The following is a 21,825-nucleotide window of genomic DNA, read 5'->3' as shown; positions in this document are numbered from 1 at the left end:
CAAAGTCCGGGCCGGCCGGACCGGGTCAGCTGGTTTCGCCGGCGATGCTGAAGGAGCGGAGGCGGTCGATGGCCAGCACGGTGAAGCCGACGCTCACCAGGGCGGTCAGCACCGCCGCCACCGGCACCGAGACGGTGGTCGACAGCAGGTCGGTGGGGGCCATCCGGTCGGCCAGGGCGATCACCCACTGCTGGATCGACAGCACCCGGGTGCCGCTGACGAAGTTGCCCAGCAGCCCCTCCCAGATCAGCACGTAGACCAGGCCGAGCAGCACCGGCCGCCGGGTGACCAGGCTGAGCGCCAGGAACAGCGCCGAGTAGGCCAGCGCGCCGAGCGCCGAGGCGACGACCAGGCCCAGGCCCAGACGTACCGAATCGGCGAGCACGCCCGCGACGTAGAGCGGCACGGCGACGGTGACCGCGCTGACCCCGGCGGCCACCGCGAGTTTCGGCAGCACGATCTGCCAACGCGGCAGCGGCTTGGTCAGGATGTGCACCACCGTGCCGTCGTCGATCTCCGCGCCCAGCACGCCGGTGCCGACGATGAGCGCCACCACCGGCAGCACCACGGCCAGGCCGAGACCGACCAGCACCGGCGGGGCCCACTGGCCCGGGTCCACCCCGAGCGACCGGCACAGGACGGCCAGCAGCACCAGCACCGCCGGCAGCGGCAGCAGCATGAGGAACCGGCGACGGCCGAACAGCCCGCGCGCGGTGATCCAGGAAACGGTCGACATCAGGCCTCCACCAGGTAGGAGAAGACGCTCTCCAGGGACTCGTCCTCGGGGGTCAACTGCCGGACCCGGATCTGCCGGGCGAGCGCGATCTTGGGCAGCGCCCGGGTGAACGCGCCGTAGTCACCGGCGCGTACGGTCAGGCCGGTCTTGTCCAGCTCGACGCCCGCGACCGACGGGTCGGCCATCAGCGCCACGGCCAGCGCCCGGTCGTCGGTGGAGCGGACCGCGAAGACGTGCGGCCGGTTGGTCATCAACCGGCGGATGGTGCGGAAGTCGCCGGAGGCGGCCAGCCGGCCGGCCACCATCACCTGCACCGTGCCGGAGACCTGCTCGACCTCCTCCAGGATGTGCGAGCTGAACAGGATCGTCCGTCCGGCGTCGCCGAGGGAGTGCAGCAGGCCCATCATGTGCAGCCGCTGGCGCGGGTCCATCCCGTTGAACGGCTCGTCGAGCAGCAGAACCTGCGGGTCGTGCACCAGCGCGGCGGCCACCCGGGTCCGCTGCCGCATCCCCTTGGAGTACGTGCCGATCCGGCGGTTCTGGGCATCGGTCATCTCGACCAGCTCGATCGCCCGGCGGGCTGCGGCCTCCGGATCGGGCAGCCGGTGCAACTTCGCGCTGGCCAGCACGAACTCGCGGGCGGTGAGGAAGGAGTGCACCGCCTCCCGCTCGCTGACCAGCCCGAGCCGCCGGTAGACCGCCGGGTTGCGCCAGGTGGACTCCCCGTCGAGGGTGAGCGTGCCCCGGGACGGGGCGAGGAAGCCGGCCATCATGTGCAGCAGAGTGGTCTTGCCGGCGCCGTTCGGGCCGAGCAGGCCGGTCACCCCGGGGCCGAGCCGCATGGTGACGTCGTTGACCGCCACCACGTTGCCGTACCAGCGGGAGACCCCGGCGAGGTCCAGGGTGCTGGTGGTGACCGCCGGCCGGGCGTCGGTGTCGAGTGTGGTCATCGGGCGGCCACCTTCCGGTATCGCAGCAGCAGCAGGGCGGTGCAGGCGGTGACCAGCAACACGGCGACCACCGCGTAGACCGGGCCGAAGCCGCCGATCGGCGGGCCGGTGCCGGCGCCCGGGTAGAGCAGGTCCTGCAACGCCCACGAGCCGACCCCCTGTACCAGCGTCGACGGCGAGGCCAGCAGGGCCAGCTCGTTGACGGCCCGCGAGGGCAGGATCGACAGCACACCGACGACCGGGGTGGTCATCAGGAAGACCGCCACGATGCCACCGGCGGCGAAGGCCCGCTTGCCGGTGAGCGAGGCGACCAGTAGACCGATCGAGGCGAAGACCGCCGCCCACAGCCCGGCGTAGAGCAGGCCGGGCAGCAGGTCCAGCAGCTCGTTCCAGGTGCCGCGCAGGCCGTCGGGGGTGGTGAACGCAGCCCCCAGGAACATCACCAGCTGCGGCCCGCCCAGCAGCAGCCACAGCGCGCTGGCCAGGGAGAGCAGCTTGGCCAGCGCGTAGTCGTCACGCGGCAGCGGCCGGGAGAAGTACAGCGGGAGCACGCCGCTGCGCAGGTCCCGGGAGACCAGCTCGGGGGCGGCCACCGCGACGAAGAAGATGACCAGCCAGCTCATCGCGTCGGCGAACTGGGCGTACGTCATCACCACCTCGCCGATCTGGCTGCGGACGGCGGTGAGGCCGGCGGCCACCACCGTCACGATGCCGACCACCAGCCAGGGGAAGATCTTCGCCTTGGCGCTGCGGCCCAGCCCGAAGACCGTCCGCAGGCCGTGCAGGTAGAGCGCGCCGAAGACGTGCCGGCGGCCCAGCCGCGGGCCGGTGTAGCGCTGGTAGCCGATGTCGTGGATGACGCCGGTCGGCTCAGGCATTGCTGGGCTCCCTCGGGGCGAAGAGTTCGGCCACCCGGTGCCGGCGCTGGTCCAGCCGGTGCAACGGCAGGTCCAGCTCGGCGACCGCGCCGAGGATCAGGTCGTAGGTACGCTCGTCGGCCAGCGGGACGAGCAGCATCCGGCCGTCGCGGGTCACCGGCAGGTCGAGCGCGGCGAGCCGGCCGGCCAACTGGTCGGTGCCCTCGCTGACCTCGACGGCGAGCAGGTCGGTGGCCGAGGTCATCGCGTCGATCCGGTCGGCACGCAGCAGCCGCCCCCCGTCGATGGCGACCAGGGTGTCGCAGATCCGCTCCACCTCGCCCAGCAGGTGCGAGCAGACCAGGACGGAGATGCCGAACTCGGTGCCGATCCGGTGGACCAGGGCGAGCATGGCGTCCCGGCCGGCCGGGTCGAGCCCGTTGGTGGGCTCGTCGAGCAGCAGCAGGTCCGGGTCGTGCACCAGAGCCTGGGCGAGCTTGACCCGCTGCTTCATGCCGGTGGAGTAGCCGCCCACCGGGCGGTACCGCTCCTCGTAGAGACCGACGTGGCGCAGCGTCTCGGAGGCGCGCTCGCGGGCCACCGTGCGGGGCAGGCCGCTCATCCGCCCCAGGTGGGTGACGAGTTCGGCGGCGGACAGGTCGGGCGGGAGCGCCTCGTGTTCGGGCATGTAGCCGACCCGGGCGCGGACCGCCGCCGGGTCGGTGGTGGGGTCGAGGTCGAGCACACGGACCCGTCCGCTGGTCGGCGGGAGCAGGCCCAGCAGGATCTTTATCAGGGTCGACTTGCCGGCGCCGTTTGCGCCGACCAGTCCGATGATCCCCGGCTCGACCGCGACGGTGAGGTCGGCCAGCGCGGTGACCCGGCCTCCGTACGTCTTGGTCAGCGACTCGGTCGCGATCAGTGTCACGTCCGCCAGCCTAGGGAGCCGGCACCCTGGCGGGTATCCGGATTCGCCCGGGGACATCCCTGAGGTCGGCGGTGGGACGCGGGCCCGTCGGACCCGCGTCCCACCGGGTTCAGCCTCGGGCGATCACCTCGTGCTTGGCCAGGCTCTCGGTCCGCTGGCCGATGAGGGTACGCAGCCGGGCCGCGTCGGAGTCGACGGCGGCGGCGTCGACCCCCTCGACGCCCTTCAGCGTCGTGCTGATCGCGGTGAGCGACTCCGCCGCCTTCCCGCTGCCGTAGACCTGCTGGTACAGCTCCCGGTAGGCGTCCTCGTAGGTCTCCTTGAAGGCGTCGGCGGCGAGGAAGCGCTCCTTGAGCTTGTGGCCCGTCATCATCCCGCCGCGCGGACCATCCCCGTCGCCAGCACCCCGGGCGCCCGGTCCGGCCGGCTGTCCGGCCTGACCGGCGGGCTGACCCGGTTGCCCGGGTTGCTGACCGGTCCCGCCCGGTGCGGCCTGGCCCGGGGCCGCGCCGTCGGCACCGGCTGCGCCGGGCCCGCCCCGGCCCATGCCCAACCCGCCACTGTCGTGCGGGCCCTGGCTGGCGTTGCCGCTGAAGGTCAGATTGTGGTCCCAGCTGATCACGCTGAACTTCTTCGTCCCCAGGTCGTACCAGAGGTAGTAGTTCTTCCCCGGGCCGGCCATGTCGTCGAAGTTGAGCAGCAGATTCTGCAACGCGACGTACCGGGCGAAGGACGCCACGTCGACCCTGTCGGCGAGCTGCGCGGCGAACTCCTCGTCGCTGGCCGACGTCACCCACCGGATCAGGTTCATCACCGGTTGCAGGTCCTGGCTGCCCTTCATGGTGATCTGCTTGAAGTCGTCGGCGTACGCGGTCGGGTCGTCGCCCTGGTCGGTGAAGCTGCCGCTGGCCAGTGACTTGTAGAGCACGCCGGTACCGTCCATCTGATCGGCGAAGTGCTCGTCCGGGTGCTCGACCAGCAGTCGGGCGGTGGTGGGCCGGTCGTTGACGGTGAACGAGGAGTACGCGTACCGCTGCGCGGGCTCACCCGTGGCGTCGAGCAGCGACAGCGACAGGGCCTCGTTGAGCACTGTCGAACCGCCGCCCATGCCACCCACCCGGACGGCCACCTCCCGGTGCCCCTGGTAGCGCCGGCCGTCGACGAACTCGTCGAAGCTGAGCAGCCACGGCAGCGTCTCCGGCTCCTCGGCCTGCAACGCCATCCGGGTCATCCCACCGGGAAACTGACCACCACCGGCCTGCTGACCGCCACCCGGCTGCTGACCACCGCCGGCCTGATCGCCTGCTGCGGGCTGCTGGACGCCGGGAGCAGCATCGTCCGGCGGCCCGCCACCGGGGAACCCGGCGCCCTGCGGCGGCCCGCCCGGGAACCCGCCGCCCGGTCGCTGCCCACCGCCGTCCTCACCCCGGCCCCCGAAGGACCGCGTCTCGCCCTTCCAACTGAGCTGGCCGAGCGTCGAGTTGCCCTTGAGCCGGATGCCCACGCTGGGGATCGTGGTCCCGTCGACGGTCAGGTCGGCCTCGACGTACCCCTTCTCGCCCTCCTTCCAGTAGGCGTCGAGCATCCGCTCGTAGTCGGCGTCGCGGAACGTCAGCGACATCTCGTGCGCCCGACCGGCGTCGAAGAGGTCGACGGTGCCGGGGATGTCCACGCTCACCACGTCGCCCCCGGAGTCCCCGGCGCTGGTCACGTAGGGGCGGATCCGTTCCGTACCCAGCACCAGGGTCAGCACGGCGAGGAAGGCCGCACAGGTGGTGAGCAGCTTCCAGTTCTGCCGCACCCGGACCGGCAGCCGGCGACGCAGCCGGGGCGGCAGCACCGACCGGGTACGCAGGGAACGCGCCATCACAGGTCCGTCTGGTCGTAGCCGGTCAGCACGGTCACCCGTTGGCCCGAGGTCCGCTCACTGAGCGCGCTGATCAGGTCGCCCGGCTCGCCGCCCTTCTTCAACCGGACCGTGTACGTCATCTCGGTGAGCGCACCGGCCCGGATCGTCTCCATGCTGACCAGTTCGAACTCGGTGGTGTGCCGGACCAGCACGTCCTGGATGTCGGCGGTGTGGTTGCCCCCGGCGGGGACCTCAACCTTGACGACCTGCCGCTGCACGTTGAGCGCGAACCAGTTGAACCGGTACATCACCACGATGATCAGGCTGATCGCCACGGCGGCGGCGACGGCCAGGCTGTAGAACCGGGTGCCGCAGGCCATCCCGACGCCCATCACCAGGAAGATGAAGCCGACGTCGCGGGTCTCCTTGATGGCGTTGCGGAACCGCACCACCGACAGCGCGCCGACCAGGGCGAACGCCCGCGCGATGTTGGAGCCCACCACCAGCATGATCAGCGAGATCAGCATGCCCAGGATGATCAGCGTCTGGACGTACGACTGGCTGTACGACACGTTGCGGTGGGTGGCCCGGTAGACCCAGCCGATCATGGCGCTGAGCAGGAAGGACAACGACAGCGTGAGGGCGATGTCGCCCGAGCTGAAGGTGCCGGACAGGTCCTGGAACGTGATGTCCATCGGGGTTCAGGCCTCGTTTCTCGGGGTGGGGGCCACCAGGTCGGCGGCGGGATCGGCATCCTGGACGTGGAAGATCGAGCGCGGCACGCGACCGAACGCCTCGACGCTCTGGCAGTACTTGGAGACCCGCACCACCGACAGCTCGGCCCGGCCGGCCAGGTCGGTGAGCCAGTACGGGACCCGTTCGTTCGCCTTGACCTCGACGATCGACTTCGAGGCCGGAATGATCAGGCGGTTCTCGGCGTCCGCGCCGAGGTGGAAGTCGCGGTCCCGGCCGCGTACCCGGTGGTCGAGGGTGACCCGCAGGCCCAGGTCGGCCGCCTGACCGACGAACGCCTCACGCTGGTAGCCGGTCATCGCCACCGGACGCAGGTCGAGGCCGGAGACGAGTCCCAGCACCTCCTCGACGAAACCGCGCTGGGAGGGATCGTGGTCGATCATGACGCGCTCGTCGCAGAGTCGGCGGGCCACCCGGTAGGGCACGGCGATCCGGCGCTTCTGGGTGACCCGGTTGACCCGTTGCTTGATCTCGACGTGCACCGTCGCGTCGTCGGTCACGCCGGACCGGTCGCCGTAGTGGCGTACCCGCAGCTTGCGACGGAACTTCAGCCCCTCGATCTTCTCCCAGTAGAACCGCAGGTCGGTGGTGTCGTAGTAGACGCTCCAGACGCCGTAACCACCGTCACCGCCGTGCGCGTCGGGCACCATCCGGGCGGCGAGTGCGGCCCGCAACGCCGGCACCTTCGTCGTCTCGACCAGGTACTTGATCTCGTACCGGTTGAACGCGTGCAGCTTGCTCGGTGCCCGGAGGGCGTGGCCGGTGTGGTCGGTGTCGCCGGGAGGGGGCGACGACTCGCGGTGCCCGCCGGCGGAGGGTTCGGCGGTGGTGGGCGGATCGGATCTGGGGGTCCGGCGGAGGAATCGTGGTCGCATGCGGTGGGCGCTCTCTGGTCGCGAAAGGGTCGCCGGCAGCTAAGGTGACCGGACCGGAAAGTCGATGTGAACGACCTATGAACGAGCTATGGATCGCGAACGTCCGACGGCGGTAAGGCTTTCGTAACGCCGCCGGCCGGCACCCGGCCGCCGTGCTCCGGCGAGACTGGGTGGCATGTCCCGTCGTCTGTTCCGTGCCCCGCTGACCTGGGTCGCCGTCGCCGTACTCGGTGTCGGGGCCGCCTTCGGCCTGTACTGGTTCCAACCCTGGAAGGTGGTGACCGACAACCAGGTCGACGAACAGCTCTCCGCAGTGGGCACCACCCCGGCCGAGGCGTCCGGCACCACCCCGACCGACGCCCCCGGCGTCACGCCCACCGGGGCCACCCCCGCCGGCAGTCCCACCAGCACCCGGCCGGTCGTGGTCAGCCGGGGGGAGTTCGTCAGTCACGAACACGACACCTCGGGCACCGCCCGGATCGTCCGCACCGCCGACGGCCGGCACCGGCTGGAACTGGTCGGGCTGGACACCTCCAACGGCCCGGATCTGCGGGTCTGGCTCTCCGACCAGCAGGTCCGCACCGGCCGGGCCGGTTGGCACGTCTTCGACGACGGCCGCCGGGCGGAACTGGGCCGACTCAAGGGCAACCGCGGCGACCAGGCGTACGCCGTCCCGCCCGGCACCGACCTCGCCGAGCTGACCAGTGTCACCATCTGGTGTCAGCGATTCGCGGTCTCGTTCGGTGCCGCGTCCCTGGTCCCGGCCGGTTGACGCTCCCCCACCGACCGGTCGGGACACGCCACCGATGATCCACTTCCGGGTCGGGAGTGGAGTGGCACTCTCGACCGATCGCCGGCCGGCTGAGAAACTGTGATCCGGCCAGCGAGTGAGGGGTACGGATGAGCAACGGTGCAGTGCTGCCCGAGGACGTGCTGCGGGACGCCCCCGCGTACGCGCCACGCCCCGGTGAGCTGGCCGATCTGGAGCTGCTGCTGAGTGGGGCGTACACCCCGCTGGCCGGCTTCATGACCCGCGCCGACCTGGCCTCGTTGCAGCGTCGCGGCAGACTGGCCGACGGCACGTCCTGGCCGGTCCCGGTGACCCTCCAGGTGCCCACCGCCGTCGCCGACGGGCTGGACCCGGCCGACCCGGGCCGGCGGACGCTGGTGCTCACCGACGGCGAGGGCGCCCCGGTGGCCGGGCTGGAGGTGACCGACGTCTGGCCGGTCCGCGAGGGCGTGGCCGGGCTGGGCGGCCCGGTGCGTCGGCTCGGCGACGGCGGGCACGGCCCGTTCCAGCGGCTGCGCCGGGGCCCGGACGAGATCCGTCCGCTGCTGCCCCCGGGCCGGGTACTCGGGGTGATCGCCGACCGTCCGCTGCACCGGCCGCAGCTGGCGCAGATCGCGCACGCGGCGCGGACCCTCGGCGCGCATCTGCTGGTGATGATCCCGGTCGGCGAGGACGGCGTGGGCGGGCTGCCCACCGAGGCCCTGGTCCGCAGCATCTTCGCCGCCCGCGACCGGATGCCCCCGGCGACCCTGGTCGCGGTGCCGCTGCCCCGCCGGGCCGACGAGATCAGCGACGCGCTGCTGCGGGCCCGGATCTCCGCCGCCTACGGGGTGACCCACCTGCTGTCCACGGGCGGCATGCTGTCCGGGGCGGGGCTGCGGGTGCTGGTCCCCCGCGAGCTGGCCTACGACAGCCGGGACGGCCAGTGGCGCTGGCGGGACGACATCCCGCCGCGCAACCGCAAGCTCGCGCTGAGCGAGGCGGAGATCGACGACCTGCTCGACCGGGGTTTCCCGCTGCCCGAGTGGCACACCCCGCCGGCGGTGGCCAAGGAGCTGGGCCGGGCCCGCCCGCCGCGTCGGCACCGGGGGCTGGTGGTCTTCCTCACCGGGCTCTCCGGCTCCGGCAAGTCGACGATCGCCCGGGGCCTGGCCGATCTGCTGCGCGAGCAGGGCGACCGGACGATCACCCTGCTCGACGGCGACGTGGTGCGTCGGGAGTTGTCGGCCGGGTTGACGTTCAGCCGGGCCGACCGGGACGCCAACGTCCGCCGGATCGGCTGGGTGGCGGCCGAGATCGCCAGGCACCGGGGGGTGGGGATCTGCTGCCCGATCGCCCCGTACGCGCAGGCGCGGGCCGCGGTGCGGGAGATGGCCCGGTCGGCCGGGGCGGGTTTCCTGCTGGTGCACGTCGCCACCCCGTTGGAGGTCTGCGAGCAGCGCGACCGCAAGGGCCTGTACGCCCGCGCCCGCGCCGGCCTGCTCACCGGGATGACCGGCATCGATGACCCGTACGAGACGCCCACCGACGCCGATCTGGTGGTCGACACCACCGACCAGAGCATCGACGAGGCGGTGCAGGCGGTGATGACCCATCTGACCGAGACCGGCTGGGTGGAGCCGCGGCTGCCGTCCGCCTGACCTCGGGGGTTCCACTTCCACCGCTGCCTGCTGCGCGCTAGTGTTCAATCTTGTTGGAACACGTGCGAGCGCGTGCAGGTGCGGGGGGCCCGGGAGGTACGGCGGATGCTGGCGCGGCAGCGGCAGGCGACGATCCTCGACCGGGTCCGCACCGCCGGTGGCGTCCGGGTCACCGAGCTGGCCGCCGAGTTCGGTGTCTCCGACATGACCATCCGGCGTGACCTGGACGCGCTGCACGACCGGGGCCTACTGGCCAAGGTGCACGGCGGGGCCACCGTCACCGACCCGGGCTCGACCGACGAACCGGGCTTCCACGCCAAGTCCGTCAGGCAGGCCGCCGAGAAGGCCGCGATCGCCACCCGGGCCGCCGAGTTGGTGCGTCCGGGTGCGGCGGTCGCCCTCTCCGCCGGCACCACCACCGCCGAGCTGGCCCGACGCCTGGTCGACGTGCCGGGGCTGACCGTGGTGACCAACTCGCTGCCGGTGGCCGAGATCCTGCACACCGCCGGCCGACCCGACCAGACCGTGGTGCTGACCGGCGGGGTACGCACCCCGTCCGACGCGCTGGTCGGCCCGCTGGCCGTGGAGGCCATCCGCTCGCTGCACCTGGACCTGCTCTTCCTCGGCGTACACGGGATCACCGAGCGGGCGGGTTTCACCACCCCCAACCTGATGGAGGCGGAGACCGACCGGGCCCTGGTGGAAGCCGCCGACCAGCTGGTCGTGCTCGCCGACCACACCAAGTGGGGCACCGTCGGCATCTCCTCCATCGTCGGCCTGGGCGCCGCCGACGTGCTGGTCAGCGACGACCGGTTGGCCCCCGAGGCGCTCCGGGTGATCGACGAGAAGGTGGGCGAACTGGTGATCGTGACAGGCACGGGCCGGGCGACCGGGCGGGAGACGACGCGGTGAAGCGTACGGCGATCGAGCTGGCCGACGGCCGTGAGCTGATCTACTTCGACGAGCGGGACGACGCCGTCCGGGACCAGCCGGACCGGCGGGAGCTGCCGCCGCCCCCACCCGCCTCCCAGCTGCGCTACGACCCGCTCACCGACGAGTGGGTGGCGGTGGCGGTGCACCGGCAGACCCGGACCTTCCTCCCGCCGGCCGACCAGTGCCCGCTGTGCCCGTCGCGGGGCGACCGGCACAGCGAGATCCCCGCGCCCGACTACGATGTGGCGGTCTTCGAGAACCGGTTCCCCTCGCTGAGCCAGCGGATCGCCGACGAGCCGGCCGAGATCACCGGGTTCACCCCGGTCCGCCCCGGCCAGGGGCGCTGCGAGGTGGTCTGCTTCACCGACGACCACCAGGCGTCCTTCGCCAGCCTCTCCCCCGCCCGGGTCCGGCTGGTGCTCGACGCGCTGGCCGACCGGACCACGGCGGTCGGCGCACTGCCCGGGGTGGAGCAGGTGTTCTGCTTCGAGAACCGGGGCGTGGAGATCGGCGTGACCCTGCACCACCCGCACGGGCAGATCTACGCGTACCCGTTCGTCACGCCGCGTACCCGGTCGCTGCTGGCGGCGGCACGCCGGCACGCGGAGCGCACCGGCGGCGGCAACCTCTACGCCGACGTGCTCGCCGCCGAGCGCGCCGCCGGTGACCGGGTGGTAGCCGCCAACGAGCACTGGACGGCGTACGTGCCGGCGGCGGCCCGCTGGCCGTTCGAGGTGCACGTCGCGCCGCACCGGCCGGTGCCGGACATCCCGGCGCTCGACGACGCCGAACGGGATGCCTTCGGCCCGCTCTACCTGGACCTGCTGCGCCGGTTCGACGGGCTGTTCGACCTGCCCATGCCGTACATCGCGGCCTGGCACCAGGCGCCGGTGCGGATCGACCGGGAGTTGGGTCACCTACACCTGCAACTGTTCAGCGTCCGGCGGGCGAGGGACAAGCTGAAGTACCTGGCTGGTTCCGAGTCCGGGATGGGGGTCTTCATCAACGACATCGCCCCCGAGCGGGCCGCCGAACTGCTGCGCGCCGCCTGACCCCGCAGGCAGGGCGCGGGGGGCCCCGGAACAGGGCCCCCCGCGGGGAAGGGACGGCTGGCTGTGCTCGACAGCCGGGAAGGCTGGCCGGCCGGCACCGGTGCCGTGCGACGGCCGACGACAACCTCCCTGGACGCGACTGGCACCACGTCCACCCAGCTCAACGACCTTTTTCCGGGCCGGTGACGCGCCCGTCACCCGGACGGGTGGCGGCTGCGGCCTCCTGCGGGAGCCGCGCGCCGGAGACGACGGAACCCGTCGGCGGTCCGCCGACGGGTTCCGTGGGTACGGGCGAGGGTCAGGCGCCGAGCTTGCGGGCCAGGTTCTCGTCGAGGGTGTTCATGAACTCGTCGGTGGTCTGCCACGGGGCGTCCCGCGAGATGAGCAGCGCGAGGTCCTTGGTCATCTGGCCGCTCTCGACGGTGTCGACGATGACCTGCTCCAGGGTGTCGGCGAACTCGGTGACCGCCGGGGTGCCGTCCAGCTTGCCCCGGTGGGCCAGGCCCCGGGTCCAGGCGTAGATCGAGGCGATCGGGTTGGTCGAGGTCTTCTCGCCCTTCTGGTACTGCCGGTAGTGCCGGGTGACGGTGCCGTGGGCGGCCTCCGCCTCGACGGTACGGCCGTCCGGGGAGAGCAGCACGGAGGTCATCAGGCCGAGCGAGCCGAAGCCCTGCGCGACGGTGTCGGACTGCACGTCACCGTCGTAGTTCTTGCAGGCCCAGACGTAGCCACCCTCCCACTTGAGCGCCGCGGCGACCATGTCGTCGATGAGCCGGTGCTCATAGGTGAGGCCGGCGGCGGCGAACTCGGCCTTGAACTCGTTCTCGAACACCTCGGCGAAGAGGTCCTTGAACCGACCGTCGTACGCCTTGAGAATGGTGTTCTTGGTCGACATGTAGACCGGGTAGTTGCGGTCCAGGCCGTACCGGAACGAGGCGCGGGCGAAGTCCCGGATCGACTCGTCGTAGTTGTACATGCCCATGGCGATGCCGCCGCCGGGGAAGTTGGCGACCTCCATCTCCATCGGGGTGCCGCCGTCGGCCGGGGTGTAGGTGATGGTCACCGTGCCCGGGCCGGGGACCACGAAGTCGGTGGCCTTGTACTGGTCGCCGTGGGCGTGCCGGCCGATGATGATCGGCTTGGTCCAGCCGGGGACCAGGCGCGGCACGTTCGACATGATGATCGGCTCGCGGAAGACGACGCCGCCGAGGATGTTGCGGATGGTGCCGTTCGGCGACCGCCACATCTTCTTGAGGCCGAACTCCTCGACCCGGGCCTCGTCCGGGGTGATGGTGGCGCACTTGACGCCGACGCCGTGCTCCTTGATCGCGTTGGCGGCGTCGATGGTCACCTGGTCGTCGGTGGCGTCCCGGTGCTGGATCGACAGGTCGTAGTAGTGCAGGTCGACGTCGAGGTAGGGCAGGATCAGCTGCTCGCGGATCTGCTTCCAGATGATCCGGGTCATCTCGTCGCCGTCGAGCTCCACGACCGGGTTGTTTACCTTGATCTTCGCCATCGGCCGGCGCTCCTCTCGGGGGACACGTGCTCAAGCAGTACGAGCGTACTGGAAACTGGTTCGCGGCACCGAGCCGGCCTCCACCCGGCGGCACCGGCCGGCGGAAAACGCCCTGTGCGCCACGGCCGGATCTGCCAGGACCACCGGATGCCGGCCAGCCGCACCCTCGGGTCTATCACGGTCACCGCCCCACCGACGGTGAGGGACCGTTCTTCCAGCCCTGGACGGAGGCATTCCCCGGGGCGACCGCCGCACACCGGCGCGAAACCGACCGACGCGAACCCGCCTCGGTGACCGCCGACGGCCGGCGGTGGCTGCCGTTCCGCGCCTTCGCGCTACGCGACCGTTCCGCGCCTCCCGCGCCTCCCCGGTGATCAAGAGGTTCAGGTCACGCCAGACCGATCTCCTGACCTGAACCTCTTGATCACCCGGAGTCAACCGACCTGACATCCGCGATCAAGAGGTTTAGGTCACGTTGGGCCGGCCTTCTGACCTAAACCTCTTGATCACTCCAAGCCAGGCGGTCCTGCGGCGGTGATCAAGAGGTTTCGGTCATGCCAGCCGGGATTCCTGACCTAAACCTCTTGATCACCGGGGCGGGGGGCCGGGTGGGGCGAGGCGGGGTGGGGTGGCGGGGACGGCGCAGGGGCGGGACGGCTCCCGCCGTCCCGCCCCTGCGGCGGATGGTTCAGTGGATCACATGCTGGCGACGTCGGCCTGCTTGGCACGGACGGCCTCGGCGGCCTCCTTGAGGCTGGCCAGCTCGTCGGCGTCCAGGTCGGTCTCGACGACCCGCTTCACGCCCTCGGCACCGATCTCGGCCTCGACGCCCAGGTAGACCCCGGAGATGCCGTACTCGCCGTCGACCCAGGCGCAGACCGGCATGACCGCGCCGGAGTCCTCGGCCACGGCCCGCGCCATCCGGGCAGCGGCGGCGGACGGCGCATAGTACGCCGAACCGGTCTTGAGCAGCGCGACGACCTCGGCACCACCGTTGCGGGTCTTGACGACCAGCTCCTCGATCTGCTCGGCGGGCATCGCGTCGCGCAGCGGCTTGCCGTTGACGGTGCTCTGCGAGGGCACCGGGACCATCGTGTCGCCGTGCGAGCCGAGGGTCAGCGTCTTCACCGACTTCACCGGTACGTCGAGGGCCTCGGCGACGAAGTTGGTGAACCGCGCGGTGTCGAGCATGCCGGCCTGGCCGAGCACCCGGTTCTTGGGGAACTGGGTGGCGAGCTGGGCCAGCGCGGTCATCTCGTCGAGCGGGTTGGACACCACGATGACGACGGCGTTCGGGGCGTACTTGGCGACGTTCTCGGCGACCTGCCGCACGATCTTGGCGTTGGTCTCCAGCAGATCCATCCGGCTCATGCCCGGCTTACGGGGCAGGCCGGCGGTGATCACGACGACGTCCGAGCCCTCGATGGCCTCGTAACCCTCGCCGCTGGGGCCGGTGGTGACGCCGACGACCTTGGTCTCGAAGCCCTCGACCGCGCGGGACTGGTTGAGGTCCAGCGCGAGACCCGCCGGCTTGCCCTCCACGATGTCGGTGATGACGACGGTGTCGAAGACGTCGTACTCGGCCAGGCGCTGTGCGGTGGTGGAGCCGTAGAAGCCGGCCCCGACGACAGTGACCTTCTTACCCATGGTCGTCCCACTCCCTGCTACCAGTCGGTTTTCCCGACCGTAACAGTCACCCCGGCACGGTTTCGGCCAGGGGCGGTGACCATCCCCGGGATGGGGCCAACGTCACCACCGCCCGGTTCCCGACGGACGGCGCGACGGGTGCCGGGCCCGGGAGACGGGCCGGGCCGGGGAGACGGGCGGGGGAGGTCAGCCGCGCTCGGCGCGTTCGACGACGTTGGTGAGCAGCATGGCCCGGGTCATCGGCCCGACGCCGCCCGGCATCGGGGCGAGCCGGCCGGCGACCTGGGCCACCTCCGGGTCCACGTCGCCGGTGTAGCGGCCCTTGCCGTCGTCGCCGATCACCCGGGTGATGCCGACGTCCACCACGGTGGCCCCCGGCGTGATCATGTCGGCGGTGAGCAGGCCGGGCACCCCGGCGGCGACGATGACGATGTCGGCGGCGCGGGTGTGTGCGGCGAGGTCGAGGGTGCCGGTGTGGCAGAGGGTGACCGTCGCGTTCTCGCTGCGCCGGTTGAGCAGCAGGCCGAGCGGGCGGCCGACGGTGTTGCCCCGGCCGACGAGCGCGACGTTGGCGCCGCGCAGCGGCACGTCGTACCGGCGGAGCAGCTCGACGATGCCGCGCGGGGTGCAGGGCAGCGGGCCGTCGTAGCCGAGCACCAGCCGGCCCAGGTTCACCGGGTGCAGGCCGTCGGCGTCCTTGTCCGGGTCGATCATCTCCAGCGCCCGCTGGGTGTCCAGGTGCGCCGGCAGCGGCAGCTGGACGATGTAGCCGTGGCAGCCCGGGTCGGCGTTCAGTTCGGCGAGCACGTCGTCGAGCTGTTGCTGGGTGGCGTCGGCGGGCAGCTCGCGGCGGATCGAGGCGATGCCCACCTCGGCGCAGTCGCGGTGCTTGCCGTTGACGTACGCCTCGGAGCCGGGGTCCGCGCCGACCAGGACCGTGCCCAGGCCGGGGGTGACGCCCCGCTCGGCCAACGCCTTGACCCGTACCCGCAGCTCGTCCTTGATCTTGGCTGCGGTCGCCTTGCCGTCCAGGATGATCGCCGTCACGACCAGATCGTCTCATGGCCGGCGGACGGCAGGCCGACGACGGGGAACCCGTGACTTTCCGTGAGGTGCCATTACTCACCCTGAGTGAGGGTTTTCGGCCGACCCACCTGCCGTACGGGACGGACGGGCCGGGTCGGACCCGGTCCGGACATCCGGCAACCCCGTGCCGGGACAGGCGATCCAGGGCGACCTAGCACCGGAACCGCCCTCGACACCCCGCCAGCACGCAGGGATTTTGCCCAAAGCGCTATACCAGCGAAGGTCGTCGTCGACAAGGGCGTAGCCGGTGATCGCAACACTGTCGTTGTCGTCGGGCCGAGCCCGGCCTACCGTTGCCGAACGTTGCGCAGAGTCACCCAGCGCCGGGTCCGGCTGCGCTACGTCATGAGATGAGGAGACCCCCATGCGTGTGCGCAGGCTTGCCGCCTGGACCGCTCTCCCGCTCGCGGTGACGCTGGGCCTGGCGGCCTGCGGCTCGGGCGGCGGCAGCGGAACCGGCCAGTCCGACCCCGACGCGGCCGTGCGGATCGAGATCGCCGAGCCGCAGCACCTGGTGCCGACCAACACCAACGAGACCAGCGGCTCCCAGGTGCTCGCCGCCCTGTTCAGCCCGCTGGTCGACTACGACGAGGCCAACAAGCCCCACGAGGTGGCGGCCGAGTCGGTCACGTCGTCGGACAACAGGGTCTGGACGGTCAAGCTCAAGGACGGCTACACCTTCCACAACGGCGAGCAGGTCACCGCCGACAACTACCTCGACGCCTGGAACTACGGCGCGTACGCCCCCAACGGGCAGAACTCCAGCTACTTCTTCGAGAAGATCGCCGGGTACGCCGACCTCCAGGGCGACAAGCCGGCCGCCGAGCGGCTGTCCGGGCTGAAGAAGGTCGACGACCTGACCTTCACGGTGACGCTGACCGAGCCGTACAGCGAGTTCAAGTCGATGCTCGGGTACACCGCCTTCTACCCGCTGCCGAAGGCCGCCTTCTCCGCCCCCGGCGTGCTCAGGGAGGGCTACGAGCAGGCCCCGGTCGGGCAGGGCCCGTTCCGGATGAAGGGCTCCTGGCAGCACGACGCCAAGGTCGAGGTGGAGCGCTACGACGCCTTCCCCGGCGAGCAGCCGAAGGTGGGCGGCGTGGAGTTCCGGATCTACCAGCAGCCGACCGCCGCGTACGCGGACGTGCTCTCGGACAACCTCGACGTGATCAAGACGATCCCGACCGAGAACCTGTCCACCGCCGGCACCGACCTGGGTGACCGGTTCCAGCAAAGCCCTGCGTCGTCGTTGCAGGTGCTGGCCTTCCCGACCTTCCAGAAGGAGTTCAGCAAGCCCGAGGTGCGCAAGGCGATCTCGATGGCGATCGACCGGGACGAGATCACCAAGTCGATCTTCAAGGACTCGCAGCAGCCGGCCCGCTCGTTCGTCTCGCCGGTGGTCGCCGGCTACCGGGAGAACACCATCGGCGCGGCCGGCGAGTTCGACCCGGCCAAGGCGAAGGCGGCGTACGAGGCGGCCGGCGGCCCGAAGAAGATCGAACTGTCGTACAACGGCGACGGCGGGCACAAGGACTGGATCGACGCGACCTGCAACCAGCTCAAGGCCAACCTGGGCGTGGACTGCGTCGGCACCGCCGAGCCCAAGTTCGCCGACCTGCTGACCAAGGTCAAGGCGAAGCAGCCGGTGGGTCTGTTCCGGATGGGCTGGGTGATGGACTACCCGTCGATGGAGAACTACCTCGGCCCGCTGTACAGCACCAACGGCTCGTCGAACTACTACGGCTACAGCAACCCCGAGTTCGACAAGCTCCTCGCCGAGGGCGCCAAGGCGCCGAACGAGGAGGCCGCGATCGCCAAGTACCAGGCGGCCGAGGATCTGCTGGCCGAGGACCTGCCGGTGATCCCGCTGCGCTACGGCCAGAACAACTTCGGCCACTCGACCAAGGTGAAGAACGTCCAGATGGACCTCTTCGACCGGGTCGACCTGCTGAAGATCGAGGCGGTCAGCTAGTCCGGGAGGGCGTCGGCGGCGAGCGGGCCGCCGGCACGTGCAGGCGCGTCGGCGGCAACGGGGCCGTCGGCGGGAGCAACGGGTCGGGTCATCGGTGGACGGTGACCCGACCCGCCTCCGTCTCCGCTACTTTTGGGCAAGACTGCACAGTATGTTCCGCTTCGTTCTGCGGCGTCTGCTCCAGATGGTCCTGGCCTTCTTCGGGACCACCCTGATCGTGTACGCCCTGATGTTCGCCGGCCAGGGCGACCCGATCCAGGCGCTGGCCGGGGAACGGCCGGTGACCCCGGCGCAGCGGGCGTACCTGACGGAGAAGTTCCACCTCGACCGCACCGGCGTCGGCGGCTTCCTCTACCGCTACCTCGACTACCTCAAGAACCTGCTCCAGGGTGACCTCGGGCAGTCGCTGACCGGCCGGTCGATCGGGGACATCCTCGCCGCCGCCTGGCCGGTCACCGTCAAGCTGGCGCTGATCGCGATGGCCGTGACGATCCTGTTCGGGGTCACCGCCGGGGTCCTCGCCGGCATCCGCCGGGCCAGCCTCTTCGACAACGCCACCCTGGTGCTGACCCTGCTGGTGCTGGGCATCCCCACCATCGTGCTGGCCCCGCTCGCCCAGTACCTGCTCGGCGTCCGCTGGCCGGTCTTCCCCCCGACCGCCGGCGCCGACCCCGACCTGTGGGCCCTGCTGCTGCCCGGCATCGTGCTCGGCTCGCTGTCGCTGGCCACCGCGCTGCGGCTGACCCGTACCTCGGTCGCCGAGAACCTGCGCGCCGACTACGTGCGTACCGCCCGGTCGAAGGGGCTGGCCCGGCGGCGGATCATCGGCGTGCACGTGCTGCGCAACTCGCTCATCCCCGTGATCACCTTCCTCGGCGTCGAACTGGGCAACCTGATGAGCGGCGCGATCATCACCGAGGGCGTGTTCAACATCCCGGGAGTCGGCTTCAACCTGTTCCGGGGCATCCGCACCGAGGACGGCCCGCTGGTGGTGGGCATCGTCAGCGTCCTCGTCGTGGTCTACCTCGTCGCCAACCTGGTGGTCGACGTCCTGTACGCCGTCCTCGACCCGAGGATCCGCTATGAGTGAACGCAGCGAGGTGCCGGCATGAGCGACTTCGAGACGGTGGCGGCGACGGAGGACCAGGCCGCCCGGCGCGGGGTCTCCGGCGAGCCCGGGACGCCCGACCGGGTCGGCGTACCGCACAAACCCCGCAGCCTGGCCGGGGACGCCTGGCGCGACCTGCGCCGCAAACCGGTCTTCTGGATCAGCCTGGTGCTGGTCGTGCTGGTCGCCGCGATGGCCGCCGTGCCGTCGCTGTTCACCGCGAACGACCCGCGCGACTGCGTGCTGTCCCGCCAGCACGCCGGGCCGTCCGGTGGAGCCGTCTTCGGGTACGACTTCCAGGGCTGCGACACGTACGCCCGCGCCGTCTACGGGGCCCGCGCCTCGCTACTGGTCGGCGCGCTCTCCGCCCTGCTCACCGGGGCGATCGCGCTGGTCGTCGGGATGGTGGCCGGGTACTTCGGCCGCTGGGTCGACGCGGTGCTCTCCCGGGTGATCGACATCGTGCTCGGCATCCCGCTGCTGCTGGCCGCGATCGTGCTGCTCAAGCGGGTCAGCACCAGCAGCGACACGGTCCGGCTGTTCGCGGTGATCTTCGTGCTGGCGGTGCTCGGCTGGACCACCGCCGCCCGGGTCGTCCGCTCCTCGGTGATCACCGCCAAGGAGCAGGACTACGTGGCCGCCGCCCGGATGCTCGGCGCGGGCCACGGCCGGATCATGTGGCGGCACATCCTGCCCAACGCGCTCGCCCCGGCGATCGTGGTGCTGACCATCGCGCTCGGCTCGTTCATCGCCGCCGAGGCGACGCTGAGCTTCCTCGGCATCGGGCTGAAGGCCCCGACCATCTCCTGGGGCATCGAGATCGACGCCGGCCGGGTGCACATGCGCGAGTCGGCGACGCCACTGGTCGTCCCGTCGGCCTTCCTCGCGCTGACCGTGCTCGCGTTCATCATGCTCGGCGACGCGATCCGCGACGCCTTCGACCCGAAGCTGCGGTGAGGCCGATGTCCACCCCGGGCGCGAGCGAGAGGCAGATCCGGTGACCGAGTCCGCACCCCGGCCCACGCCGGCCTCACCCACCCCGCCCGGCGGCCACCTGCTGGACGTCCGCGACCTGCACGTCGAGTTCCGTACCGGCGAGGGGGTGGCCAAGGTGATCAACGGGGTCTCCTACCACCTGGACCCGGGCGAGACGCTCGCCGTGCTCGGCGAGTCCGGCTCCGGCAAGTCGGTCACCGCCCAGGCGGTCATGGGCATCCTGGACACCCCACCGGCGGTGATCCGTTCCGGTCAGATCCGCTACCGGGGCCGCGACCTGCTCACCCTGCCCGAGGAGCAGCGCCGGCAGGTACGCGGCAAGGAGATCGCGATGATCTTCCAGGACGCCCTGTCGGCGTTGAACCCGGTCTTCCCGGTCGGCTGGCAGATCGGCGAGACGCTGCGCCACCGCGACGGGCTGTCCCGCGCCGACGCCCGACGGCGGACCGTCGAGCTGATGGACCTGGTACGCATCCCCGGTGCGGCCGGACGGCTCGGCGACCACCCGCACCAGTTCTCCGGCGGCATGCGGCAACGCGTCATGATCGCCATGGCGCTGGCGCTGAACCCGAAGGTGCTGATCGCCGACGAGCCGACCACCGCCCTCGACGTCACCGTGCAGGCCCAGATCATGGACCTGCTGGCCGACCTGCGCCGCGACCTCGACATGGCGATGATCCTGATCACCCACGACCTGGGCGTGGTGGCCGGCGTCGCGGACCGGATCGCCGTCATGTACGCCGGCCGGATCGTCGAGCACGCCGACGTCCGCCCGCTGTACCGGGCACCGGCCCACCCGTACACCAGGGGGTTGCTGGCCTCGATCCCCCGACTGGACGTGCGCGGCCGGGAACTGTCCACCATCCGGGGCCTGCCGCCGAACCTGATGCGCATCCCGGACGGCTGCCCGTTCCACCCCCGCTGCCCGTACGTGCAGCAGGTGTGCGTGGACGTGGTGCCCGACGACCTGGTCCTCGCCGACGGCCGGACCAGCGCGTGCCACTTCGCGCAGGAGGTCCACGATGACCGCGACCGCTGACCCGACCAATGTCCGGGGCGAGACCATCCTCGCCGTCGACGACCTGGTCAAACACTTCCCGATCACCCGGGGGGTGCTGTTCCGGCGGCAGGTCGGCGCGGTCCGCGCCGTCGACGGGGTCAGTTTCACCCTGCGCCGGGGCGAGACGCTCGGCATCGTCGGCGAGTCCGGCTGTGGCAAGTCGACCCTCGCCCGGGTGCTGATGCGGCTGGAGACACCGACCTCCGGCCGGGCCACCCTCCAGGGCCGCGACCTGCTCTCCGCCGCCGGGGGCGAGCTGCGCCGGCTGCGCCGCAACATGCAGATGGTGATGCAGGATCCGTACACCTCGCTGAACCCGCGGATGACGGTGGGCGACATCATCGGCGAGCCGTTCGACATCCACCCCGACGCCGCCCCGAAGGGCAGCAAGCGCGGCCGGGTGCAGGAGCTGCTGGACGTGGTCGGCCTGAACCCGGAGCACGTCAACAGGTATCCGCACCAGTTCTCCGGCGGGCAGCGGCAGCGCATCGGCATCGCCCGCGCGCTCGCCCTGCGCCCCGAGGTGATCGTCTGCGACGAGCCGGTCTCCGCCCTGGACGTCTCGATCCAGGCCCAGGTGATCAACCTGTTGGAGCAGCTCCAGGACGAGTTCGGGCTGTCGTACGTGTTCATCGCGCACGACCTGTCGGTGGTCCGGCACATCTGCGACCGGGTCGCGGTGATGTACCTCGGCCGGATCGTCGAGATCGGCACCGAGGAGGAGATCTACGAGCGGGCCACCCACCCGTACACCCAGGCGCTGCTGTCGGCGGTGCCGGTGCCCGACCCGCAGGCCCGGGGCGCGGCCGGCATCATCCGGTTGACCGGCGACGTGCCCAGCCCGGCCGACCCGCCGTCCGGCTGCCACTTCCGCACCCGCTGCTGGAAGGCCGAGGAGATCTGCGCCCGGGAGGACCCGCCGACCGTCCCCCGCCCCGCCGACCCGCACCCCAGCGCCTGCCACTTCGCCGCCCTGCGCGACCCGCCGGGCGGGGGGTGACCACCGCCCACCGCCGCCGGACACACCTGCGGCCGAGCGCGGATGCCGCTCGGCCGCAGGTGGTACGCCGGGTCGGGCCC

Annotated in this window: 19 protein-coding genes; 9 read left to right on the top strand and 10 right to left on the bottom strand. The window is 71.4% G+C overall.

The features are described from left to right. Positions 1-25 precede the first annotated feature (25 nt). From ACN267_RS29355 to ACN267_RS29325, 7 genes are read right to left on the bottom strand one after another with little or no spacing between them, the layout of a single operon-like run. The gene (locus ACN267_RS29355; RefSeq protein ID WP_204957795.1) at positions 26-736 is read right to left on the bottom strand and encodes an ABC transporter permease; all 711 of its coding nucleotides are present in this window, start codon (positions 734-736) and stop codon (positions 26-28) included. After that, positions 736-1,686 carry an ABC transporter ATP-binding protein gene (locus ACN267_RS29350; protein ID WP_204957794.1) on the bottom strand — a complete coding sequence of 317 codons (951 nt, stop codon included), beginning with the start codon at positions 1,684-1,686 and terminating at the stop codon, positions 736-738. Before ACN267_RS29350 ends, ACN267_RS29355 begins: the two co-directional genes overlap by 1 nt. Further along, positions 1,683-2,564, bottom strand: a complete 882-nt coding sequence (locus ACN267_RS29345; RefSeq protein ID WP_204957793.1) for an ABC transporter permease — start codon at positions 2,562-2,564, stop codon at positions 1,683-1,685. Before ACN267_RS29345 ends, ACN267_RS29350 begins: the two co-directional genes overlap by 4 nt. Beyond that, complete coding sequence (locus ACN267_RS29340) at positions 2,557-3,528, bottom strand: ABC transporter ATP-binding protein (RefSeq protein WP_421490098.1); 972 nt, start codon at positions 3,526-3,528, stop codon at positions 2,557-2,559. Before ACN267_RS29340 ends, ACN267_RS29345 begins: the two co-directional genes overlap by 8 nt. 52 nt (positions 3,529-3,580) lie before the next feature. Next, the gene (locus ACN267_RS29335) at positions 3,581-5,338 is read right to left on the bottom strand and encodes a CotH kinase family protein (RefSeq protein ID WP_421490097.1); all 1,758 of its coding nucleotides are present in this window, start codon (positions 5,336-5,338) and stop codon (positions 3,581-3,583) included. Beyond that, entirely contained in the window at positions 5,338-6,015 is a 678-nt protein-coding gene (locus ACN267_RS29330; protein WP_421490096.1) for a DUF4956 domain-containing protein, read from the bottom strand. The genes ACN267_RS29335 and ACN267_RS29330 overlap by 1 nt, the downstream gene beginning before the upstream one ends. A 6-nt stretch (positions 6,016-6,021) precedes the next feature. Continuing rightward, entirely contained in the window at positions 6,022-6,948 is a 927-nt protein-coding gene (locus ACN267_RS29325; protein WP_421490095.1) for a polyphosphate polymerase domain-containing protein, read from the bottom strand. Positions 6,949-7,123: 175 nt separating this feature from the next. On the opposite strand from ACN267_RS29325, the gene ACN267_RS29320 reads away from it, so the two are divergent. From ACN267_RS29320 to galT, 4 genes are all read left to right on the top strand, one after another. Next, a complete protein-coding gene (locus tag ACN267_RS29320; RefSeq protein WP_421490094.1) occupies positions 7,124-7,720 on the top strand; it encodes a DM13 domain-containing protein in 597 nt (198 codons plus the stop codon). Positions 7,721-7,848: 128 nt separating this feature from the next. Next, positions 7,849-9,378: an adenylyl-sulfate kinase gene (cysC, locus tag ACN267_RS29315; RefSeq protein ID WP_204957790.1), complete on the top strand. Its 1,530-nt coding sequence runs from the start codon at positions 7,849-7,851 to the stop codon at positions 9,376-9,378. 105 nt (positions 9,379-9,483) lie between these two features. Beyond that, entirely contained in the window at positions 9,484-10,290 is an 807-nt protein-coding gene (locus ACN267_RS29310) for a DeoR/GlpR family DNA-binding transcription regulator (protein ID WP_421490093.1), read from the top strand. Next, positions 10,287-11,363 carry a galactose-1-phosphate uridylyltransferase gene (gene galT / locus ACN267_RS29305; protein WP_204957788.1) on the top strand — a complete coding sequence of 359 codons (1,077 nt, stop codon included), beginning with the start codon at positions 10,287-10,289 and terminating at the stop codon, positions 11,361-11,363. The genes ACN267_RS29310 and galT overlap by 4 nt, the downstream gene beginning before the upstream one ends. A gap of 298 nt (positions 11,364-11,661) precedes the next feature. Here the strand turns inward: galT and ACN267_RS29300 are convergent, their stop codons facing one another. From ACN267_RS29300 to ACN267_RS29290, 3 genes are all read right to left on the bottom strand, one after another. After that, positions 11,662-12,879: an NADP-dependent isocitrate dehydrogenase gene (locus ACN267_RS29300; RefSeq protein ID WP_204957787.1), complete on the bottom strand. Its 1,218-nt coding sequence runs from the start codon at positions 12,877-12,879 to the stop codon at positions 11,662-11,664. 696 nt (positions 12,880-13,575) lie between these two features. After that, positions 13,576-14,526 carry a malate dehydrogenase gene (gene mdh, locus ACN267_RS29295; RefSeq protein WP_421490092.1) on the bottom strand — a complete coding sequence of 317 codons (951 nt, stop codon included), beginning with the start codon at positions 14,524-14,526 and terminating at the stop codon, positions 13,576-13,578. A gap of 186 nt (positions 14,527-14,712) precedes the next feature. Next, positions 14,713-15,573: a bifunctional methylenetetrahydrofolate dehydrogenase/methenyltetrahydrofolate cyclohydrolase gene (locus ACN267_RS29290; protein WP_204957785.1), complete on the bottom strand. Its 861-nt coding sequence runs from the start codon at positions 15,571-15,573 to the stop codon at positions 14,713-14,715. Positions 15,574-15,976: 403 nt separating this feature from the next. Between ACN267_RS29290 and ACN267_RS29285 the strand changes: the two genes are divergently transcribed. From ACN267_RS29285 to ACN267_RS29265, 5 genes are all read left to right on the top strand, one after another. Continuing rightward, complete coding sequence (locus ACN267_RS29285) at positions 15,977-17,581, top strand: peptide ABC transporter substrate-binding protein (protein ID WP_421490091.1); 1,605 nt, start codon at positions 15,977-15,979, stop codon at positions 17,579-17,581. A 151-nt stretch (positions 17,582-17,732) separates the two neighbouring features. Next, positions 17,733-18,671, top strand: a complete 939-nt coding sequence (locus tag ACN267_RS29280) for an ABC transporter permease (protein ID WP_204924948.1) — start codon at positions 17,733-17,735, stop codon at positions 18,669-18,671. A gap of 18 nt (positions 18,672-18,689) precedes the next feature. Further along, positions 18,690-19,646, top strand: a complete 957-nt coding sequence (locus ACN267_RS29275) for an ABC transporter permease (RefSeq protein ID WP_204957783.1) — start codon at positions 18,690-18,692, stop codon at positions 19,644-19,646. A gap of 40 nt (positions 19,647-19,686) precedes the next feature. After that, positions 19,687-20,724 (top strand): ABC transporter ATP-binding protein, encoded by a 1,038-nt coding sequence (locus ACN267_RS29270; protein ID WP_281894514.1) that lies wholly within the window; start codon positions 19,687-19,689, stop codon positions 20,722-20,724. Further along, positions 20,708-21,745: an ABC transporter ATP-binding protein gene (locus tag ACN267_RS29265; protein ID WP_281894516.1), complete on the top strand. Its 1,038-nt coding sequence runs from the start codon at positions 20,708-20,710 to the stop codon at positions 21,743-21,745. The genes ACN267_RS29270 and ACN267_RS29265 overlap by 17 nt, the downstream gene beginning before the upstream one ends. Positions 21,746-21,825 lie beyond the last annotated feature (80 nt).

It is taken from the genome of Micromonospora sp. WMMD734 (genome assembly GCF_049178975.1).
GTDB classification, from domain to species: domain Bacteria; phylum Actinomycetota; class Actinomycetes; order Mycobacteriales; family Micromonosporaceae; genus Micromonospora; species Micromonospora wenchangensis.
Note: the sequence above shows the minus strand (reverse complement) of the source record. Positions and strands in the feature narration are given on the sequence as shown.

Excerpts from the sequence above, each read along its gene's own strand:
- ACN267_RS29340 (WP_421490098.1), bottom strand. The coding sequence starts at position 3,528 with ATGTCCCCGGGCGAATCCGGATACCCGCCAGGGTGCCGGCTCCCTAGG.
- ACN267_RS29275 (WP_204957783.1), top strand. The coding sequence starts at position 18,690 with ATGAGCGACTTCGAGACGGTGGCGGCGACGGAGGACCAGGCCGCCCGG.
- ACN267_RS29320 (WP_421490094.1), top strand. The coding sequence starts at position 7,124 with ATGTCCCGTCGTCTGTTCCGTGCCCCGCTGACCTGGGTCGCCGTCGCC.
- cysC (WP_204957790.1), top strand. The coding sequence starts at position 7,849 with ATGAGCAACGGTGCAGTGCTGCCCGAGGACGTGCTGCGGGACGCCCCC.
- ACN267_RS29355 (WP_204957795.1), bottom strand. The coding sequence starts at position 736 with ATGTCGACCGTTTCCTGGATCACCGCGCGCGGGCTGTTCGGCCGTCGC.
- ACN267_RS29300 (WP_204957787.1), bottom strand. The coding sequence starts at position 12,879 with ATGGCGAAGATCAAGGTAAACAACCCGGTCGTGGAGCTCGACGGCGAC.
- ACN267_RS29285 (WP_421490091.1), top strand. The coding sequence starts at position 15,977 with ATGCGTGTGCGCAGGCTTGCCGCCTGGACCGCTCTCCCGCTCGCGGTG.
- ACN267_RS29345 (WP_204957793.1), bottom strand. The coding sequence starts at position 2,564 with ATGCCTGAGCCGACCGGCGTCATCCACGACATCGGCTACCAGCGCTAC.
- ACN267_RS29335 (WP_421490097.1), bottom strand. The coding sequence starts at position 5,338 with ATGGCGCGTTCCCTGCGTACCCGGTCGGTGCTGCCGCCCCGGCTGCGT.
- ACN267_RS29265 (WP_281894516.1), top strand. The coding sequence starts at position 20,708 with ATGACCGCGACCGCTGACCCGACCAATGTCCGGGGCGAGACCATCCTC.
- ACN267_RS29280 (WP_204924948.1), top strand. The coding sequence starts at position 17,733 with ATGTTCCGCTTCGTTCTGCGGCGTCTGCTCCAGATGGTCCTGGCCTTC.
- ACN267_RS29330 (WP_421490096.1), bottom strand. The coding sequence starts at position 6,015 with ATGGACATCACGTTCCAGGACCTGTCCGGCACCTTCAGCTCGGGCGAC.
- ACN267_RS29310 (WP_421490093.1), top strand. The coding sequence starts at position 9,484 with ATGCTGGCGCGGCAGCGGCAGGCGACGATCCTCGACCGGGTCCGCACC.
- mdh (WP_421490092.1), bottom strand. The coding sequence starts at position 14,526 with ATGGGTAAGAAGGTCACTGTCGTCGGGGCCGGCTTCTACGGCTCCACC.
- ACN267_RS29325 (WP_421490095.1), bottom strand. The coding sequence starts at position 6,948 with ATGCGACCACGATTCCTCCGCCGGACCCCCAGATCCGATCCGCCCACC.
- ACN267_RS29350 (WP_204957794.1), bottom strand. The coding sequence starts at position 1,686 with ATGACCACACTCGACACCGACGCCCGGCCGGCGGTCACCACCAGCACC.